Genomic DNA, 17764 nt, shown 5'->3' with positions numbered 1-17764 from the left:
CTACAATTTATATCAAATGGCTTACCAATGAGGCTTTGAAAACCCACCATTTCTCCCATTATTCAAGAAGTGAATTACCTTCCCAGTTCAAAGAAGGAAAGGTTGGGGTTAATCAATATTATCAGGCAAGTATTTTGAAAAAAAAGCCTTCTTTTTCTGATAATCGATTGTGAGCAAATGCCGATGCCTTTAATAAAAGTAAACTGTTCCAGATAAGCATTTAATATCTCTTTTTCTTTTGCCGATTATCATAAACCCATTCCATCATTCAATTAGTTATGATGTTCAAAGAAATGGAAGTGATGGATATGATTACAAGGCAATGCAAGAGTGGGATTTCGCTAAAGTGTGCACCAGTTTTCATTCGAACTGTACACCCCTTTTTCCACCATCTGGTTCTTGATGGAATCGTAGACTCAGCCAAGATATTAATTTTTCCAGATTCCTTCTCTTTCATTTTCCAATTTATCTTTCCTGCATTTGTTTTGTTGAACTCCACAGAAGATGGTTTTGGAAGAAAAATGAAGTTTTCCAGAAGAACATATCATATAAATCAGCTCATGTTTAAACACATCAACAAGAAATATATTTTTTGATTCAAGGCCATTACAACATCTCCAATTGGTTTGAGGCGAAAACGACCAATCGAATCCATCCCCGCTTTCCAGAAGCTTAAAACGCACTTAAAAATGAGCCGAGCTGCCACTTCAAGCCAAATCTTAGTGAGCAATATAGGCCGAAAACACGGCCATGATGGATGAAAATCAGTGGCCACTTTTAGCGGAACCCCCATGTAAAGGTTTTCGAAAAAGTTCACATTTATTAGTGTAAAACTTGACGAATAAGATAATTGAGAAAGTGTTCAGTGGGTAGAAGAATTCCTTATATGCAACCCCATCCTATTGCTAGAAATGGGGTTTTTTGTGATTTTCGGACTTGAAAATCTGAGCTCCCTCTGCTGGGTCGAACCAGTGACCTTCTGATCAACAGTCAGATGCTCAACCAGCTGAAGCTAAAGAAGGAGTGCGCTGGTTGTTTCCTGAAACGAGGTTTTTTACACCAAAGTGCACATAGCCTTGTTCGTTTTGGGAATGCAATATTAGGGCTTTCAAATTATTTATGTATATTTGCAGTGAAAATTTTAAAAAAAATTAAACACATAGATATGACAGCTCATAATCATAAGGTACTCGTAGCTTTTAAATGCTATTGAAACTCCTTTGGAAAAACGGATAAAATCGTAGGTGGCGAGAGGTACTTACGAAGTTTAGCCGCATCTTACTTTTATAATAAAGCAAAAATCGTAGCAGTTGTTGGTGATGATTTTCATCAGATATTCATACCTTTACTTCGCATGGGTATCCATACCGAAGGATTATAATATTAAACAGGCGAAAAATCTTTCTTCTGGTTGGGAAATACCATAACGACATGACAGCTGATAATTGACATTACAGAGTTGAACGTATTGGAAAACTTCGATCCGGTTACGAGAAAGCTATCAGGATTGTGAATATTGATGCTGGGAAACCTTACTCCACAAGTACAAGCAAACGGTAATTAAACGCCTTAAAAACCGTCCGAATTAATTGTAATGGATACCATGAATTTCTGGATGGATATTATGATGGGATTATTTACCAAACCATTAAACTGGTAGATGTATTAACCATTAATCATGCAGAGCTCGTCAGCTATCTGGCGAATACCTTCAGTTAAAGCGGCAAAGAAAATTCTTGCTCATGGGCCAAATACCCAGCTATCATCAAAAAAGGAGAACATGGTGCTTTATTGTTCCATGAAGATCAGATTTTTCTTGCTCCGGCATTGCCTTTGGGTGATAATTGACCCAACTGGTGCCGGTGATACTTTGCTGGTGGTTTTATTGGTTATTTGGCAAAAGTAGGCACAATTAGCTTTAATAATATGAAAAATGCAATCATATATGGTTCAGCATTGGCATTGTTCCGCGTAGAAAGTTTGAACCGAAAAACTATTGAAATTACAGATGAAGTAAGTTGCAGCCAGAATTCAGGAATTTGTAAGTTTAAGTGCTTTTAGAATAGAAGCATAGTTAGTTGACAGTTGACAGTTCAATTTTCAGTTAACAGTTTATAGTTCATTTAGATAAACGAATTACAGATTTAAAAGTAGATAAATTTCTTTTAAATCTGTGGTTTTTTATTACAACTTATTTAACCAAGATCCATGTACTCAGTTTGTTTTAGCATTTTGTTATGGCAAAATTTCCTGATCAGAGGTTAAAGATTTATTACATGCAGCCATCGCTTTAAGATTGGCATCGCCCTAAATGAGGGTTTTTGCTAATGGTTACTAAAATCCTGCCGCTGCAGGTTGTTTGTTCTCAAATTAATCACCGTTTTGCTAATTACTGGTCTGCAATGTTATCAGGATGATAGATAAAAACAAAGGGCTGCAATCCATTCATAGAGCTTACACAAAACTGTAGTATGTTTGTTTTAGGGCTTCGTTTCAACAAACCACAGCTACTTTACCGCTTCATTGCTAGGTAAACCTTGCCCATTAAAACAGATTTATATTTGGATCTTTCCGACAGGTCAAATCAACAAAGGAATATCGTCACCAACATCATCGCTCTGTTTCCTTTCAAAATATAGCTGATAGAAATTAATTAAAGCCAAACTGAGATGAAAGTAGAAACGCAGAATACACCAACAGATCATGCGGATTGGCTTAAATTTTCGGTAGATTATATAATGAACATCACAATTGGCGACATCACCATCCCAGCGCCCACACCTTGGCAAAAAAAGCGGCAGGTAAAAGTTTTCTGTTCCTCGCTTCACTGGCAAACAGTTGGCACATCCACTAAAAAAAACACAAAAAGCAATACAAAACCACTGTATCCACAACACCCTTAAATGTTTTTTACGGGATCAAGAATCGAGATCGCAACTATCGTACCACCACAACTCCTGCAAGTCTCCAGATCATAATCTCGTTGGCATGCAAAGAATCCATCCCCAAAACGTTAAATAAAATATGAAGATGTTAAATCTGAAAGCACCACGAACAATATAAAGAATAACCAGGAAAACAATTCCGATGGCAAAATTCCTCGATCTGAAAATACTGAGGTCAACTGCCGGCCTTTTTAGGGTAAGCTGCCGGCTGAATAGAAACTCACAAACAAAAACAAAATCGCTAAAATAGCGTAACGGATACCGTGCATATCATCCAGCCAATCGAATTGCCGACCATAAACCAGAACATAGGCAATAAGTACGAGCATGGTAGAAAAAAGCACAAAACTCAGCGGCTAATCGATTTTATAAAAGCCTGGTGTTTTGCGTAAAAGATGTACCCTGTTCATTACACTAAAAAGCAATATTGCACTGGGCAAAAGACAGAATATAATGGCTTTATATAAAACATTATATTCATAATTTTCAACAATCCGGGACAGAAAAGAGCTGCCGTAACCGGCAGATACACAGAATCATTCCATAAAAAATGGTATAACCGGTTTCTTTTGCGTGTTCGCATTTTCAACCTGCTGGAAAAAGTAAATTTGAGCGATATACTGGTAAGGCCGCAATTCACAATTCCTTGCAGAAACCTCGAGTGTAAAAACCGACCAGATTTCGCGGGTAATGGCAACACCAGTACGCAATAAGAATTTCAAGAATCATGCAGATCAATAAATAATCTTTAGTAATTACCCTGGGCAAAAAAACGGCGTTCTACAACGGCAAAACTGGCAACTGCGGCATAAAACATCAATAATGAAAACTGAACATCCGATGCACTTGCACCATAATAGCCAGCCGCAGCGGTACCATCAGCGGTAGAGAGTGCAAAAAGCAATACCGACGATAAAAGTACCGCAAAAATGCTGCAGAATTACCACCCATTCGGGTACTTCAAACTTTAAATATAGGCAAATGATCAGTCATTTTTTTTCACTTTAACACTAGCACTCATTCCTGCACTTAGCAGCTCAACGCCCTGGTCATTTTTACCCAAACGTGACGCGAACCGGAATACGCCTGCGGCAATTTTTACAAAGTTTCCTGTAGCATTATCTGGGGGCAATAGCGGTAAAACCTTGAGCCTGTAGCAGCAACCAGATCAGGGATCGTATTTCTCCAATAAATCTGTTCGACCAGGAAAAAGCATCAACCTCAACATTTACTTTTTCTCCAACACGGCATTTTAGCTTATCTGGGTTTCTTTAAAATTAGCCACCACCCATTTTCCGAGCTGTCCGATCAACCAGATAAGCAATAGTTTCGGCCGGTTTGAACCAATCGACCCCGCCTGAACGGTTCTTCTACCCATTTTACCATCATAAGGCGCAACAATTACCGTATAGCAAGTATTTCAGGTTGTTTCTTTTACATACGGCCTGTCTTCGTCTTTATTTCAGATTCCAGCACATCACTTTGTGCCTTAATATCATTCGTTTTGGAGTATAGCAGTTAAATAATCTTTCTTTTGATGCCCTGATATTCCGCCTGTGCAACCTGCAATAAACTCTCTAACCGTTTCCAACTGTTGGCGGGTAGCCGATTCAGCATCGAAAAGTTTTTATAGCGGGCATATTCCGCCTGCCGTTTCCAGCAGCTTCTTTGCCTTTGCAGCAGCAATTTCAGCTTCCGCAACGTCAAGGCCGTACTTCGGGCTGTTTCAATATTCACTCTGTTGTACCGAAACCTGTGCTTTCGCATTTAGCAACGAAGCCGCTGCCCTCATCTTGTTGAACGGTATAATCATCATCATCTATTAAAACAAGGGTATCACCCTTTTTCACTTCCCGGGTTTCCTCAAACTTCACTTCTTTAACTAGTAACCACTCACTCGTGCAGTTACCGGGGTTGATGCATTCATCCACCTGTGCATCGTTCGTTTCTTCAAATTTCATATAGCCGATGAGCGTTTTCCCACCCCATATCATCAATACCACTAAAACGATGAGTGCTATTATTGTGGTAATTCTACCCATTATCCTATCGGTCTTTGCTTTGTTTCTGTGTGTTCATTTTTATAAGTTTTCCTATCGGCTTTTTGTAATTGATAGTATTGTATTTTAGCATTTACCTTTGCAGTGGTGAGTTCGAACCGCGATTGCAATAATTGTGTTTTCTGCATCCAGCAAGTCGGTTAAAAGCGACAGTTGGTTGAAATACGTATTTTGTACAATCCGATAAGCTGTCTGTCGCCTGCTGATCGTTTTCTTCTGCAAGTGCAATGCGTTGTACCGATTCTTTATAGCGGTATATAATTTTCTTGCACTTCCTGGCGGATCCTGATCTTTCACATCTTCATCTTCAACTTCCTGCTCATGGCACCGTAATTTCCGCCTCCTTAACTTTGTGTTGATTGGTATACCAGGATGAAATCGGAATTTTAAGTTTTAATCCAACCATACCATTACTATAAAGCGATAACGCATAAGGATAAAACTGAATTTGCGGGTATGCAAAGGCATATTCTCCAAAAAAACCCAAAGAGGGCATAGCATCTGGATTTTACATTCTTTAGTTTCAATTTTGCAAGGGCCTGTTCTTTCTCCGAAATTTTTATTTTGAAAAAGAAGTTGTTTTGGCATCATTAAAATATTCGTCAATCTTGCTTTAGTGCAATGGCGTCTGTTTCATTGTCAGATATCTCAGGATTCAGAGGCGCATCATCTTGCCCTGCCAATTAAAATATTAAGTTTATGTTTAGCGATTTTGATATGCTGTGGTTAATTTCAGTTAACAACATACGCCGCTCTAAAGGCGCAATTCTTGCCTCAATACATCACTTTTTAATATCGTTCCGTTTTTATATAACTGGTTAATTTCTGCCAATTGCTTTTCGCGGTCGCGGATGTCTTGTTCCAGTAAATCCTGGTAAGAAATCTACGGAACACATCGTAAAAATAAACCGCGACTGTATAACTGGATTTCCTGTGTACTTTGTCCTTTTTCTGCACCTTGCTCAATTCGCTTTCCACTTTCGAGGCATCAATTTCAGTACTGGTTTTTCCTCCATTATAAATATTGAAATAAGCATCAGCACCTGCTTTATAATAAGTTGGTGCAACCGGAAACTGGCTGAGGGGTATGAAAAAGTCCGTTTTCGTAAATAGGTAAGGGTAAAACATCAGCATAAACTCCTTCGGCAGCAATTTCGGGTAACCTTTCGGCCTTGCTTACCTTTACATGCGCATCAGCAGCCTGCACATTGAGGCCCTGCATTTGTATTTTTTTTATCGTTGACGATCTGCAAGTGCCCAAACCTGGTTAATGGTAGAGTTATCCTGATGCGGAATGGCTTGTGCATGAGCAAAAATTGATCGATAAAAGAAGTGGAATGCACAACCAAAACGTTTCTTTCATTCCTGTTAAAATTCATATTCGTTAATTAATGATGCAAATTTCGTTACAGATTTGTTACTTTGTTTTCTATCTAAACCGACAGATTCTTTATTCAAACCAGCCAAATGATAAAAGTTAGCAACGAAGACCTTTTATTTGCAATAGACGAAAAACCAGAAACCATGTACGTTTGGCACAGCCGGTTTGATAGTACCGGTTTCAAGACCACAGCCATTTAAAAGGACAACTCACTGATGTAGAGGGAGGCATTATTTTTTTGTATACAAAAGAGAAATCTTACTTTTTGCCTGCACGGCACGGACGTTCGGATTCCGGCCGGAGTTAGGAACACCATTTACAACACCGGTACCATGCGCCCGCAATTGTTAAGGAATATTTATTTTGACACTGCTACGGATGATGAAAATCCGTTTTATAAACAAATCGGAATATATCCTGTAAATAACCTCTTGTTAGAAATGTTCCTTTTTTCTGAGCGCTGGAATGGAAATATTGTTCCAAAAACGAAAGAATACGATTTTTTAAATACACTTAAGAATATTTTGCCTGTGGTGAGCGAACACCCCCTCCCTGATTGCGTTGCCAACTACAGAAAACCAGCGTGTTTAAGACCTGTATTACAGCATATTGTAAATGGACTTGCTGATGACGGCATGAGTTTGGAAAGTGTGGGCAAAGCGATGGGTTTTAGCGAACGTACCCTATCAAGATTATTTCACTCGGCTTTCGGATACTTCCTTTTTTCAATACCGAAAACTGGCAAGGATGATAAAGGCAATGGAAAAATTATTGGAAAGCGATGCCACAATTAGCGAGGTTGCCTACCAGGTGGGCTACAATAGCATTTCTTCTTTCAGTAATACTTTTTATAAGATGGTGGGCAAAAGACCCTCAGAATTTAAGGATTTAAAACAATCAACACTTACTAAAATTAACCTGGTTTAACCAGCATTGCAATAGGTACAAATTTTTCAAAAACAGCATCAGTATGGGGTGCATCGGGTAATTCATCAGTTAAATCCTGCCCTGCCCAATGCTCATAATGTTTACCGTTTCTCCAAAGCCTGCTCTCAGTCATATCATAGATAAGCCCCTTATAAGCCACCCAGATCTGAGGTTTATCCTGTCCGTTGCGTAAAGCGAGCTGTTGCTTGGTATAAGCTGGTAAATCCATTTAAATTAATTTCGGGTTGAAGATAATCAAAAGGTTTTTAACCATATATAAAATAGAAAGCACTGAGCTTATATGATTTTACATGCCTTGTATAGTCAAAGCTTCGATTCATTATTAAAGAGAAAGGATTTTAATTACAGATTTACACAGAGATCAGTTTTTGCCACTGAAAACACAGAAAGCACGGAGAATTCATAGATGATCATACTACATCGTCCTCGTTTGCAACGAGGATGTACGAGTAAAGCAATTTTATCGCTCTTAAAGGAATTATTTCGCATTGCAAATGCGTACCTCAAAAATCCTCGTTACAAACGAGGACTATTTAAGGAGAAAGGACTTTAACCACAGATTTACGCAGAAAACAGTTTTGGCCACGGAAACTCAGAAAGCACGGAAAATTCATAGATGATCATACTACATCGTCCTCGTTTGCAACGAAGATGTATGAGAAAAGCGATTTTATCGCTCTTAAAGGAATTATTTTCGCATTGCAAATGCGTACCTGAAAATCCTCGTTACAAACGAGGACTATTTAAGACTTTAACCACAGATCTACACAGAAAACAGTTTTTGCCATGGAAGCACGGAAAGCACGGAAAATTCATAGATGATCATACTACATCGTCCTCGTTTGCAATGAGGATGTACGAGAAAAGCGATTTTATCGCTCTTAAAGGAATTATTTTCGCATTGCAAATGCGTACCTCAAAAATCCTCGTTACAAACGAGGACTATTTAAGACTTTAACCCGCAGATTTACACAGAGATCAGTTTTTGCCACGGAAGCACGGAAAAATCATAGATGATCATCACTTAGTTGTGTCATCCTGATGGATAATTTATTTATAAAAATCAAAATAAATTACGGGCCACTTTGAAAAAACTAAATCTCTTCAGATTATCGTCGCTTGTTTTTAAAAACCTCGTAAAGGTAAATATTCATCAACAACAAACTCATTAAATAAAAATGATCTTCAAAAGGGATCGTACCCACTCTGAAACCCAGGTTCTGCTTATCGTTATACATCACTATCGGTATGGAGGTCAAAAATCCATTAACCACATAAAAAGGTATTAAAGAAACCAAATAAGCCCTGTAAAACCTGTACATAAACCTATACTCAACATTGATGTATTCTACATAAGCCAATACTACAAACAAAAAGCCGAAATTAATAAGCGTATACCATCTGCTGTAACCAAAAAAAAGAATGGCCACACAAAGACCAAGAAATAAATTACTTAGTGCCAGACTATATTTCTGCAAATCATTTTTCGGGAAATAAGCATTTAAACATTCATAAATAAATACACACGCATACGGAACCGTTAAAAAGAAGAGCATTTCTTCCAGGGGCAATCCTAAAAGATTTATCCCAACCAGGTAATCGGGGTTAAACGACCATACACTTAGTTTGGTAAAAAGGATATCCCATACTAAAAATACAATTCCGGTAATCAGTATAGCAGGAAATATAAATTTCCACTTGCTAAAAAAATGAACCTTTTTATCGAAGGATAAAACCAGCGGAAAGAAAATTACGGCAAGGTTTATGAATAAATAGGTATAATGCATTTATAGGTGTTTCTTTAAAATTTTAACTTCTGCCGGCGTACACTTTTTACTATCAATCATAAATTTGGCAACATTTTTAACCAAGTCCTGGTCGGCAAGGCCAAAATTTTCATTTTGATAATGCTTAACAATTTCCTTTTTATCAACAGCTAAATCTTTACTGAAACCCAAAAATGAAGGCGTATAAAATTCGATAGAAAAGCGCATAAAACGAATTTCCATATTTTCTTTATCCATATCAATAGCCTTTTGCAGGGTTTTAAGCGAGCTGCCAACATATTTGATCTTGTTATATGGATTCCAGGAATGTTTTGCTTTCAAAGCTTCCAATGTTCCGGTATAGCCCGTAATCAGTGCTGTTTTATTAGGCAGTTTATTCAATTGCGTAAAAAGAGAATCAGTTAGCTTTGAATTTTCTACCGCTTTTACCATATTGGCTTTTAATACCGCAATTTCTTGAGTAGATAACTGGGCATAAGTAATATTGCTTGCCGCTAGGAGCAGAAAACATATAAGGCTTAGTTTAATCATGTTTAGCCGCAAAGGTAATAAATCTATCAAGAGTTCTCTCGGCAGATATCCACTCTTTAATATAACTATATTGATAACGTTAAGAAAACTCGCTCAACTTCCTTAATCCCCTCATAATAAAAGAGATAACCTGGAGTAATCACCTAGATTCGACATCCTCTACAAATTTCCCATTGCATTTAAAATAACCGATGCCCTGAATGACAAAAAAACAAAACAAAACAAGATAAATTTCCTTTATTTACACCATGGAGAAAAAACTTCAGGTTACTATAATTGGTGCCGGTTTTGCAGGTTTGGCCGCGTCAGCACTGTTGGCTAAAGATGGTTACGAGGTTACCGTAATCGAAAAAAATGAAATGGCAGGCGGCCGGGCCAGAACCTGGGAAAAAGACGGTTTTACCTTCGATATGGGGCCAAGCTGGTACTGGATGCCAGATGTTTTTGAAAACTATTACAATATTTTTAATAAAACAGCATCCGATTTTTACGAACTCAAAAGATTAAGCCCTTCCTATCGTATTTATTTTGACAAAGATGAACGCATTGATGTGCCTGCTACACTGGATGAACTATATGCATTATTTGAAAAGCTAGAGCCTGGCAGCACTAAAAACCTTCAGTCTTTTCTCGATCAGGCCAAATATAAATATGATGTTGGCATGAATGAATATGTTTTTAAACCTTCGCACAGCGTAATGGAATATTTTGATCCGCGATTGGCCATTAGTGGAATAAAACTACAGTTACTGGGCAACATGCGGAAACATGTACATCAATTGTTTAAAAATGAGCAATTGAGGAAACTTCTGGAATTTCCGGTTTTATTTTTAGGTGCCACACCGCAAAATACTCCTGCTTTATACAGTCTGATGAACTATGCAGATCTTGTTTTAGGTACCTGGTACCCCATGGGCGGGATGCATAAAATTGTGGCTGCCATGCAAAACATAGCTGAAGCTGAAGGCGTAAAATTTATTTTTGATACAGAAGTAACCAAAATTGAAGTTAAAAATAACATTGCTGAAGAAGTGATTACTGATAAGGGCACATTTAAAAGTGACTTTGTAGTGGGCAATGCTGATTATCAACATATAGATCAGCATTTATTTGAAAAACCATACCGCAATTACAGCGAAAAATATTGGAACAGTAGAACAATGGCTCCCTCATGCCTTTTATTTTATATTGGGCTTAACACAAAGCTAAAAAACGTTTTACACCACAACTTATTTTTCGATGAAAATTTCGATCAGCATGCAGAAGAAATCTACACGGATCCGAAATGGCCGGCTAAGCCCTTGTTTTATGCCTGCTGCCCTTCAGTTACCGATCCAAGCGTTGCACCTGAAGGTTGCGAGAACCTCTTTTTTTTAGTTCCGCTTGCACCCGGTTTAAGCGACAGTGAAAGCAAAAGGGAAGAATACTTTAATTTATTGCTTAAACGCTTCAAAGATTTAACAGGAAACGACATTACTAATCATATTTTGTTTAAACGCAGTTACGCTATGGATGATTTTGTTGCAGACTATCATGCCTTTAAAGGAAATGCGTATGGACTAGCAAACACTTTGAAACAGACCGCTTTCCTAAAACCTAAAATGAAAAGTAAAGTAACAAATTTTTTATATACCGGACAATTAACCGTTCCAGGCCCTGGAGTGCCACCTGCAATCATATCTGGACAAGTGGTAGCGAAAAGAAATAAAAAAAAAGTTAAAAAAAGCTTGACAAATTTAAAATTTCCCTTATCTTTATAACCACAGAACAAAAACACTGCAATAAAGCTTTAAAACGCATGAGAATTGTTCGAGGTTTGCATTTGTTTCGAAATAAGAGAGAAGGCGAATTGTTGAAAGCAAAAATCAAGAATCAACTAACCAAATATATGATAAGCAAAAAGGCCTGATAATTCAGGCCTTTTGCTTTTTACAGAAAACTGCAAATATCGAGTTCAATAGCTGATCGTCATTTCGGCCGGGCAACTAGGCAGAGGTAAAGCAATTCATTTATCGAAAGCCGTTATTGGCATTCAATTCATGATCCTTAAAAAAGATGCTTAGGTAATTCCGATTTTGCCAAAATATTAAGATCCCGCAAATAGATTTCTTAACTGCATTGCAATACGCCAGAAATCAAGGATCATATATATAAGGGAACAAGAAAGGGCCCAGATAAAATCTGAGCCCCAAGTTTTTCAATCGATGTATCTTAAGCCATTTCACTAACGGCAACTTCTTTAGAGTACGTTTTAAGGTATTTTTTCAAAATTCCTCTTGCAACGTGAATACGGGTTTTAACTGTTCCAATTGGAATTTCCAACATATCAGCAATTTCATGGTATTTATAGCCTTCAAAATAACGGATAAACGGCACATAATACTCTTCAGGTAATTGTGATAATGCTTTATCAATATCACCTAATACAAATTTACTTTCAGCCTGATTTTTTGTAGCACTATATGAAAGGTTAAGCAGAAGAAATATCCTCGCTTTGTGTAATTAATGTATTCGTTTTCACTAAACGGCGGTAGTTATTGATAAAAGTGTTTTTCATGATGGTAAATAACCAACCTTTTAAATTCGTACCCTCTTTAAACTTATTATAATAAGTGATCGCTTTCAGCATGGTATCCTGAACCAAAATCATTAGCGTCTTCTGCGTCTTTTGTAAAATTTAAAGCATCAGATATCAAGTGATACCGAGTGATGACTAACCAGATGATTGAATTCAAATTTTGTCATGATGTTTAGCTTTAGGGGATTTAAAAAAAACAAATGAATTTATGCTCATTCCCTTATTTGTAAACAAACTTAGTACCAAAAATTTTTGGCATGGTGCCAAAGGCGTACAAATACGCTAAGGCATGGTTTCGTCACAGAATATTTACTTCTCTTTCTAAAGTGACTCCAAAAGTGGACTTTACACTGTCTATAATCTGTTCAGAAAAAGCATACACTTCCGTGCCAGTTGCACCACCATGATTAACTAAAACCAAAGCTTGATTTTTCCAGGTGCCTGTTTGCCCAACAATTTTACCTTTCCAGCCACATTGTTCAATCAACCAGCCTGCAGCCAATTTAATTTTATTATCAGCTGTAGCGTAATGAACCACATCAGGGTGTTTTGATACAATATCTGCAAACTCATACTTTTCAATCACAGGATTTTTGAAGAAACTCCCGGCGTTTCCAATGGTTGAAGGATCTGGCAATTTGCTTACGCGGATATGTGATACAGCCGCCGAAACATCTGCAATAGTTGGATTTTCGATCTCTCTGTTATGCAATTCTGTTTCGATTGCACCATAAGAAGTATTTATTTTCGCTTCGGAAGAAAGGCGGAACGTAACAGATGTAATAATATATTGGCCCTTTAATTCCCCTTTAAAAATACTTTCGCGGTAGCCGAAGTGGCAATCTTCATAATTAAAAGTTTTAATTTGACCGGTGCTGATCTCAAATGCAGTACAGCTTTCAAAAACATCTTTAAGCTCTACCCCATATGCACCAATGTTTTGTACGGGCGATGCGCCTACAGTACCTGGAATCAGGCTTAAATTTTCTACACCAGCAAAATGATGCTGGACACAGTAGTTTACAAAATCATTCCATACCTCACCGGCACCTGCACTTACCAGGACCTTATCCTCCAAAACTTCAGATTGAATACCTTTGATGCTGATTTTGATTACCAAACCATCGTAATCCTTGGTAAACAACACATTGCTGCCTCCACCTACAATCAGAAGTTTTTGAGATTTTACCAGCTCATTTTCAAATAACTTAACCAGATCTTTTTCAGCAAATACCTCTGCGAAATATTTAGCTTTAACATCGATACCAAATGAATTGTATGGTTTTAGCGAAATATTTTCCTGAATTTGAAGCATAGTGATTTTGTATTATGCTGCAAAAGTAAAATAAAAATTAATTAAGGAACGATTTTGGTAATCTCCTTATCAAAATTAAAACTCAACCCCTTCGCTTTCGCATCTTCTGATTTTACCCCAGAAAGTTTCCAGCCAATAAATTCTGGTTTGGTTTTGGCCAGATCCAGCAGGCGGTACCGCTCTCTTAGTCAATTGCGCACTGATCAATCCTACACTATCAGATTCTTCCTGACTTAAATGTTCTATCTCACTTTCAAGCAAAGCCAAAGTTGTATCCATTTTACTTCCTTTTTTTAAGCTATCGGTATAAGCTTTAGGAGAAATAGTATAGATACTATCTAAACTTGCTTGATCAAAATCCAGGCCTTCATCACGGTTATCATAGCGGGCTTCTACAAGTGCAATGGCGCGATCTTTATTGGTTTTAGTTTTCTTACCACATGAATACAATAACAATGAAGCAGTACAAATAAGAATGATCAGAGAATAATTTTTCATATTGTAATTTAGCTTTTTAATACATCTTTCCTCACAAACAGCAATCCAAAAGCTTTCCCTTTCTCCTTACCCCTATTTTTATGGTGAATTTTATGCGCTTTCCGAACGGCCTGCAAATAGGTGTTGTTGCTCTTAAAAGTTTTAAACCGACGGTGCACAAACCAATCGTGTACCACAAAATAAATAATACCATATAAAGTAATACCCAGGCCGATAAAAAACTTATAGCTTAAGTGATCGCGATCTATATACATTAAATACAATGACAGTGCAGCAAATAAAACCGCAAAAACATCATTCCACTCAAAAAATGATTTCGCTTTTTGATGGTGGCTTTTATGCATAAACCATAGCGGGCCATGGAATAAATATTTATGTATAAACCAGGAGAAACACTCCATTATTATAATGGTAAATAGTACCGTTAGGAAATTGATAATTACTGACAAGTTTTATAAATGATTGGTTTGTAAAGATATATAAACACGCTAAGATTAAAAATTATGTCATACCATTGTAAGCTTAATATACTTTTCAATAAACCATTCCTGACAAATCATTTTTTAGCACTATTTTTGACTAAAATATTAAAAAAGTCAGAAAGTAGAAAAGTAAAATGATTGTAGCCGATAAAAAGAGAGAGCAAATTATTGATGGTGCTATAAAACGCTTTATCCATTTTGGGATTGGTAAAACAACGATGAATGATATTGCTGAGGACCTGTCAGTTTCCAAACCATCACTCTATTATTATTTTCCGGATAAAAAGCATTTAATCATTGGTGTAATTGAACGGGTATTTCACGATTTTTTTGAGTTGATAAAAAAGAAATACAATCCGGACCAACCCCTGGATGAAATACTTTTTAACACCATAGATGTAAGAAATACATTTTTTCAGAAATATTACATGTTAAGAATTACAGAAGGTATTCCTGATTTATTAAATGATGATGTAATTAAAGGCAAGTTACAAACACTTAAAAGATCTGAAAAAGATTTTTTTGCAGAGATATTCAGTCAGGCCGAAGCCAAGGGAGAAATAGAACATGATGATACGGCCCACGTTGCCGAACTCTACCTGGAAAGTTTGATGGGCCTTTGTACCATGTGCATTATGGAAACCGGAAAAGATCTGTTCCCTGATAAAAAAGCTTTCAACAGGATGACCCTTAAACAAAAAAACCTCACCAGCATTTTTGTTAGGGGTTTAAGGTGTGCAGACTAACAGAAAATAAAATCTTCAGCTATTACAGAAGAACTTAAATAAGAACCCAAAAACAAAAAAACAATACATTATGCTTAGAGTAAAAATGGTAAAATTAATGCTCATACTCCTTATCGGTTCGGTTTTGCCGCAACTGGTGGTTGCTCAGCAGCAAATTACCTTAAAAGATGCGCTAACCTTTGCGCTCCAAAACAACACCAAGGTTCGGAATGCGAAACTGGATATTGAAGGCGGACGTTATAAGGTAGAGGAAGTTAGGGCTCAGGCCTTACCTCAGCTTACAGGAAACGTAGGCTTAACCTATAACCCAATTATCGGCCAGTTGGTTGCTAACTTTGGCGGACAAACACAGGCGATTAAATTAGGCCAGAACTGGAATTCGACTGCAGGTGTTCAGCTTTCGCAACAGCTGTTTAACCAACAGGTTTTTACTGGTTTACAGGCGGCTAAATCAAGCGAGGAATATTATAACCTTACTTCTCAATACACAGAAGAGCAGATTATCGAATTGGTTGCCAACAATTATTACCAGGTTTTGGTAAACAGACAGCAGCTAAATGTAATTGATACAAACATTAAAAATGTAAAGATTGTAGAAAAAATTGTTTCCAATCAATATAAAAACGGTTTGGCAAGAAAAATCGATGTAGATCGTATTACTGTAAATTTAACCAACCTGAACACACAACGCGAACAGGTAATTAACGCGATTACCCAACTGGAAAATCAGTTAAAATTTTCGATGGGGATGCCGGTTTCTACACCAATCAGTTTACCTGCCACCGAATTAACTGAAGTAACTACTTTACCTGTTTTTACAGATTCTATTGATTTGGCGAACAGAACTGAGGTAAAACTTTTGGATAACCAGGATAAACTCTTATCGCTGCAAAGAAAAGCCTATGTTGCCGAATATTATCCATCGTTGGCTTTAACGGGTAATTATACTTACTCCAGTCAGAGCGATAGTTTCGACTTTTTAAAATCCAATGCGGCAGCAATTGGTTACGGGGCATCAGCAATTGGCTTAACCCTGAGAATCCCTATTTTCAATGGCTTTTTAACACGCTCTAAAATCCGCCAGGCAGATGTTGATATCAGAAAAGCAAAAGAAAGCCGAAAAGAATCGGTAAACTCTTTAAATCTTGCTTATGAAAATGCAAAGATCCAATTGCGGAATAACATCAATACCATAAAATCGCAGCGTAAAAATGCTGATTTAGCTCAGGAAATTTACAAAAGCACCCAAAATAACTACAACAATGGTTTAGCTTCATTAACCGATCTTTTGGATACGGAAAATGCACTTACCTCGGCACAAAACAGCTATACACAGGCTTTATTAAATTATAAAATCGCCGAAATACAATTAATCAAATCAAACGGAAATATTAAATCGCTAGTTAAATAGAAATGAAAAGAGTAATTATCATAATTGTCGTAATTGTTGTTGCCATTGGCGCAATAGCTTATGTTTTAAGCAACAATAAAAAGAAGAACGAAGAAAAAACTGCTTTCATTGCTAAAGGCGGTGGCGCTGTTGCTGTTCGTATTGCTGAGGTAGAGAAAAAAGCAGTGAATTTAGATTTCAGTGCAAATGGAAACTTTATTCCTAAGCAGGAACTTAATTTCTTATCAGAAAATGCTGGTCGTGTTACTGCCATTTATGTAGATGAAGGTGACCGCGTAAGCAAAGGACAGGTTTTGGCACGCGTTGATGCTGAAATTATCAATACCGACAGGGAAACTGCAGAGGCTAACTACCAAAATGCGGTTAAAGATGAAGCGAGGTATCAAAGTTCATTCTCAACAGGTGGGGTAACCCAACAACAGTTGGATCAGGCTAAATTGGCTACCAGAAATGCAAAATTGCGTTTACAGGCTTCGCAACGTAAATTAAGTGATGCCAATATTAAATCGCCAATTAATGGAATTGTTAACAAAAGATACATCGAAGTTGGTGCTTTTGTAAATACCCAGGGTACACAATTATTTGAACTGGTTGATGTTTCCAAATTAAAATTAAAGGTTAATGTGAACGAATCGCAGGTGGCCAACCTCAAAGTTGGAGATCAGATTGAAATTAAATCGTCGGTTTTCCCAACTGATAATTTCTCAGGAAAAATAACTTTCATCGCTGCTAAAGCTGATGCAACTTTAAACTTCCCGATTGAAATTGAGGTAGATAACAGCCATAAAAATACACTTAAAGCAGGTATGTATGGAACTGCGGTATTTAAATTCCCTAAACAGGCACCAAGCATCCTAATTCCACGTACCTCATTTGTTGGTAGTGTGAGGCAGCAACCAGGTTTTTGTATTGGATAAATCGAACAACACAGCCAAAACCCGCACAGTTGTAGCTGGCCGTATTTTGGGAGATAATGTTGAAATTCTTGATGGCTTAAAAGAAGGTGAAACGGTAATTACCAGCGGGCAGATTAACTTAACTGAAGGTACTGCAGTGAGTATCGTAAAATAAGTTAGGGGATT

The 17764-nt window shown here is 37.2% G+C and carries 19 protein-coding genes, 1 tRNA gene and 2 pseudogenes; 8 read left to right on the top strand and 14 right to left on the bottom strand.

Translation table 11 applies throughout. The features are described 5' to 3' along the window. Positions 1-949 precede the first annotated feature (949 nt). Positions 950-1023, bottom strand: a tRNA-Asn gene (locus AC0IWE_RS02800). A 903-nt stretch (positions 1024-1926) separates the two neighbouring features. On the opposite strand from AC0IWE_RS02800, the gene AC0IWE_RS02795 reads away from it, so the two are divergent. Further along, positions 1927-2061, top strand: a complete 135-nt coding sequence (locus AC0IWE_RS02795; RefSeq protein ID WP_471791825.1) for a hypothetical protein — start codon at positions 1927-1929, stop codon at positions 2059-2061. Between the two features lie 608 nt (positions 2062-2669). Continuing rightward, positions 2670-2903 (top strand): hypothetical protein, encoded by a 234-nt coding sequence (locus tag AC0IWE_RS02790; protein ID WP_471791824.1) that lies wholly within the window; start codon positions 2670-2672, stop codon positions 2901-2903. 578 nt (positions 2904-3481) lie between these two features. Here AC0IWE_RS02790 and AC0IWE_RS02785 read toward each other — a convergent pair. The 6 genes from AC0IWE_RS02785 to AC0IWE_RS02760 form a co-directional block, all read right to left on the bottom strand. After that, positions 3482-3667, bottom strand: coding sequence for a hypothetical protein (locus AC0IWE_RS02785; protein ID WP_471791823.1), 186 nt, complete (start codon positions 3665-3667; stop codon positions 3482-3484). Between the two features lie 26 nt (positions 3668-3693). Continuing rightward, the gene (locus AC0IWE_RS02780; RefSeq protein WP_471791822.1) at positions 3694-3849 is read right to left on the bottom strand and encodes a hypothetical protein; all 156 of its coding nucleotides are present in this window, start codon (positions 3847-3849) and stop codon (positions 3694-3696) included. 614 nt (positions 3850-4463) lie between these two features. Continuing rightward, a complete protein-coding gene (locus AC0IWE_RS02775) occupies positions 4464-4682 on the bottom strand; it encodes a hypothetical protein (RefSeq protein WP_471791821.1) in 219 nt (72 codons plus the stop codon). Continuing rightward, positions 4679-4987 (bottom strand): hypothetical protein, encoded by a 309-nt coding sequence (locus AC0IWE_RS02770; RefSeq protein ID WP_471791820.1) that lies wholly within the window; start codon positions 4985-4987, stop codon positions 4679-4681. The genes AC0IWE_RS02775 and AC0IWE_RS02770 overlap by 4 nt, the downstream gene beginning before the upstream one ends. Further along, the gene (locus tag AC0IWE_RS02765) at positions 4987-5133 is read right to left on the bottom strand and encodes a hypothetical protein (protein ID WP_471791819.1); all 147 of its coding nucleotides are present in this window, start codon (positions 5131-5133) and stop codon (positions 4987-4989) included. Before AC0IWE_RS02765 ends, AC0IWE_RS02770 begins: the two co-directional genes overlap by 1 nt. A 920-nt stretch (positions 5134-6053) precedes the next feature. Further along, positions 6054-6227 carry a hypothetical protein gene (locus AC0IWE_RS02760; protein ID WP_471791818.1) on the bottom strand — a complete coding sequence of 58 codons (174 nt, stop codon included), beginning with the start codon at positions 6225-6227 and terminating at the stop codon, positions 6054-6056. Between the two features lie 491 nt (positions 6228-6718). Between AC0IWE_RS02760 and AC0IWE_RS02755 the strand changes: the two genes are divergently transcribed. Next, positions 6719-7180, top strand: coding sequence for a hypothetical protein (locus AC0IWE_RS02755; protein WP_471791817.1), 462 nt, complete (start codon positions 6719-6721; stop codon positions 7178-7180). After that, positions 7134-7313, top strand: a complete 180-nt coding sequence (locus AC0IWE_RS02750) for a helix-turn-helix domain-containing protein (RefSeq protein ID WP_471791816.1) — start codon at positions 7134-7136, stop codon at positions 7311-7313. The genes AC0IWE_RS02755 and AC0IWE_RS02750 overlap by 47 nt, the downstream gene beginning before the upstream one ends. On the opposite strand, the gene AC0IWE_RS02745 is transcribed toward AC0IWE_RS02750, so the two are convergent. The 3 genes from AC0IWE_RS02745 to AC0IWE_RS02735 all read right to left on the bottom strand — a co-directional run bounded on the left by AC0IWE_RS02745 (position 7300) and on the right by AC0IWE_RS02735 (position 9652). After that, positions 7300-7542, bottom strand: a complete 243-nt coding sequence (locus AC0IWE_RS02745; protein WP_055908448.1) for a cytochrome b5 domain-containing protein — start codon at positions 7540-7542, stop codon at positions 7300-7302. The two genes, AC0IWE_RS02750 and AC0IWE_RS02745, sit on opposite strands and share 14 nt — an antisense overlap. Positions 7543-8443: 901 nt before the next feature. Then, positions 8444-9121: a lycopene cyclase domain-containing protein gene (locus AC0IWE_RS02740; protein ID WP_471791815.1), complete on the bottom strand. Its 678-nt coding sequence runs from the start codon at positions 9119-9121 to the stop codon at positions 8444-8446. Continuing rightward, a complete protein-coding gene (locus tag AC0IWE_RS02735) occupies positions 9122-9652 on the bottom strand; it encodes a hypothetical protein (RefSeq protein ID WP_055908454.1) in 531 nt (176 codons plus the stop codon). 248 nt (positions 9653-9900) lie between these two features. On the opposite strand from AC0IWE_RS02735, the gene AC0IWE_RS02730 reads away from it, so the two are divergent. After that, positions 9901-11412 carry a phytoene desaturase family protein gene (locus tag AC0IWE_RS02730; protein ID WP_471791814.1) on the top strand — a complete coding sequence of 504 codons (1512 nt, stop codon included), beginning with the start codon at positions 9901-9903 and terminating at the stop codon, positions 11410-11412. Positions 11413-11863: 451 nt separating this feature from the next. Here the strand turns inward: AC0IWE_RS02730 and AC0IWE_RS02725 are convergent. The 4 genes and pseudogenes from AC0IWE_RS02725 to AC0IWE_RS02710 form a co-directional block, all read right to left on the bottom strand. Beyond that, a pseudogene (locus AC0IWE_RS02725) lies at positions 11864-12397 on the bottom strand (RNA polymerase sigma factor). 131 nt (positions 12398-12528) lie between these two features. Continuing rightward, a complete protein-coding gene (gene murB / locus AC0IWE_RS02720) occupies positions 12529-13545 on the bottom strand; it encodes a UDP-N-acetylmuramate dehydrogenase (protein WP_471791813.1) in 1017 nt (338 codons plus the stop codon). A 75-nt stretch (positions 13546-13620) separates the two neighbouring features. Next, on the bottom strand, positions 13621-14043 hold the full coding sequence (locus AC0IWE_RS02715) for a hypothetical protein (protein ID WP_471791812.1): 423 nt from the start codon (positions 14041-14043) through the stop codon (positions 13621-13623). A gap of 8 nt (positions 14044-14051) precedes the next feature. After that, complete coding sequence (locus AC0IWE_RS02710; RefSeq protein ID WP_471791811.1) at positions 14052-14492, bottom strand: sterol desaturase family protein; 441 nt, start codon at positions 14490-14492, stop codon at positions 14052-14054. A 167-nt stretch (positions 14493-14659) separates the two neighbouring features. Here AC0IWE_RS02710 and AC0IWE_RS02705 point away from each other — a divergent pair, with 167 nt between their 5' ends. From AC0IWE_RS02705 to AC0IWE_RS02695, 3 genes and pseudogenes are all read left to right on the top strand, one after another. Continuing rightward, on the top strand, positions 14660-15271 hold the full coding sequence (locus AC0IWE_RS02705) for a TetR/AcrR family transcriptional regulator (protein ID WP_471791810.1): 612 nt from the start codon (positions 14660-14662) through the stop codon (positions 15269-15271). Between the two features lie 70 nt (positions 15272-15341). After that, positions 15342-16682, top strand: coding sequence for a TolC family protein (locus AC0IWE_RS02700; protein WP_055908471.1), 1341 nt, complete (start codon positions 15342-15344; stop codon positions 16680-16682). Between the two features lie 2 nt (positions 16683-16684). Next, positions 16685-17753, top strand: a pseudogene (locus tag AC0IWE_RS02695) (efflux RND transporter periplasmic adaptor subunit). Positions 17754-17764: the final 11 nt, after the last annotated feature.

The sequence above is a fragment of the Pedobacter sp. AC402 genome (genome assembly GCF_979252805.1).
The sequence above is the reverse complement of the archived record's forward strand: the minus strand, read 5'-3'. Positions and strand labels throughout refer to the sequence as shown.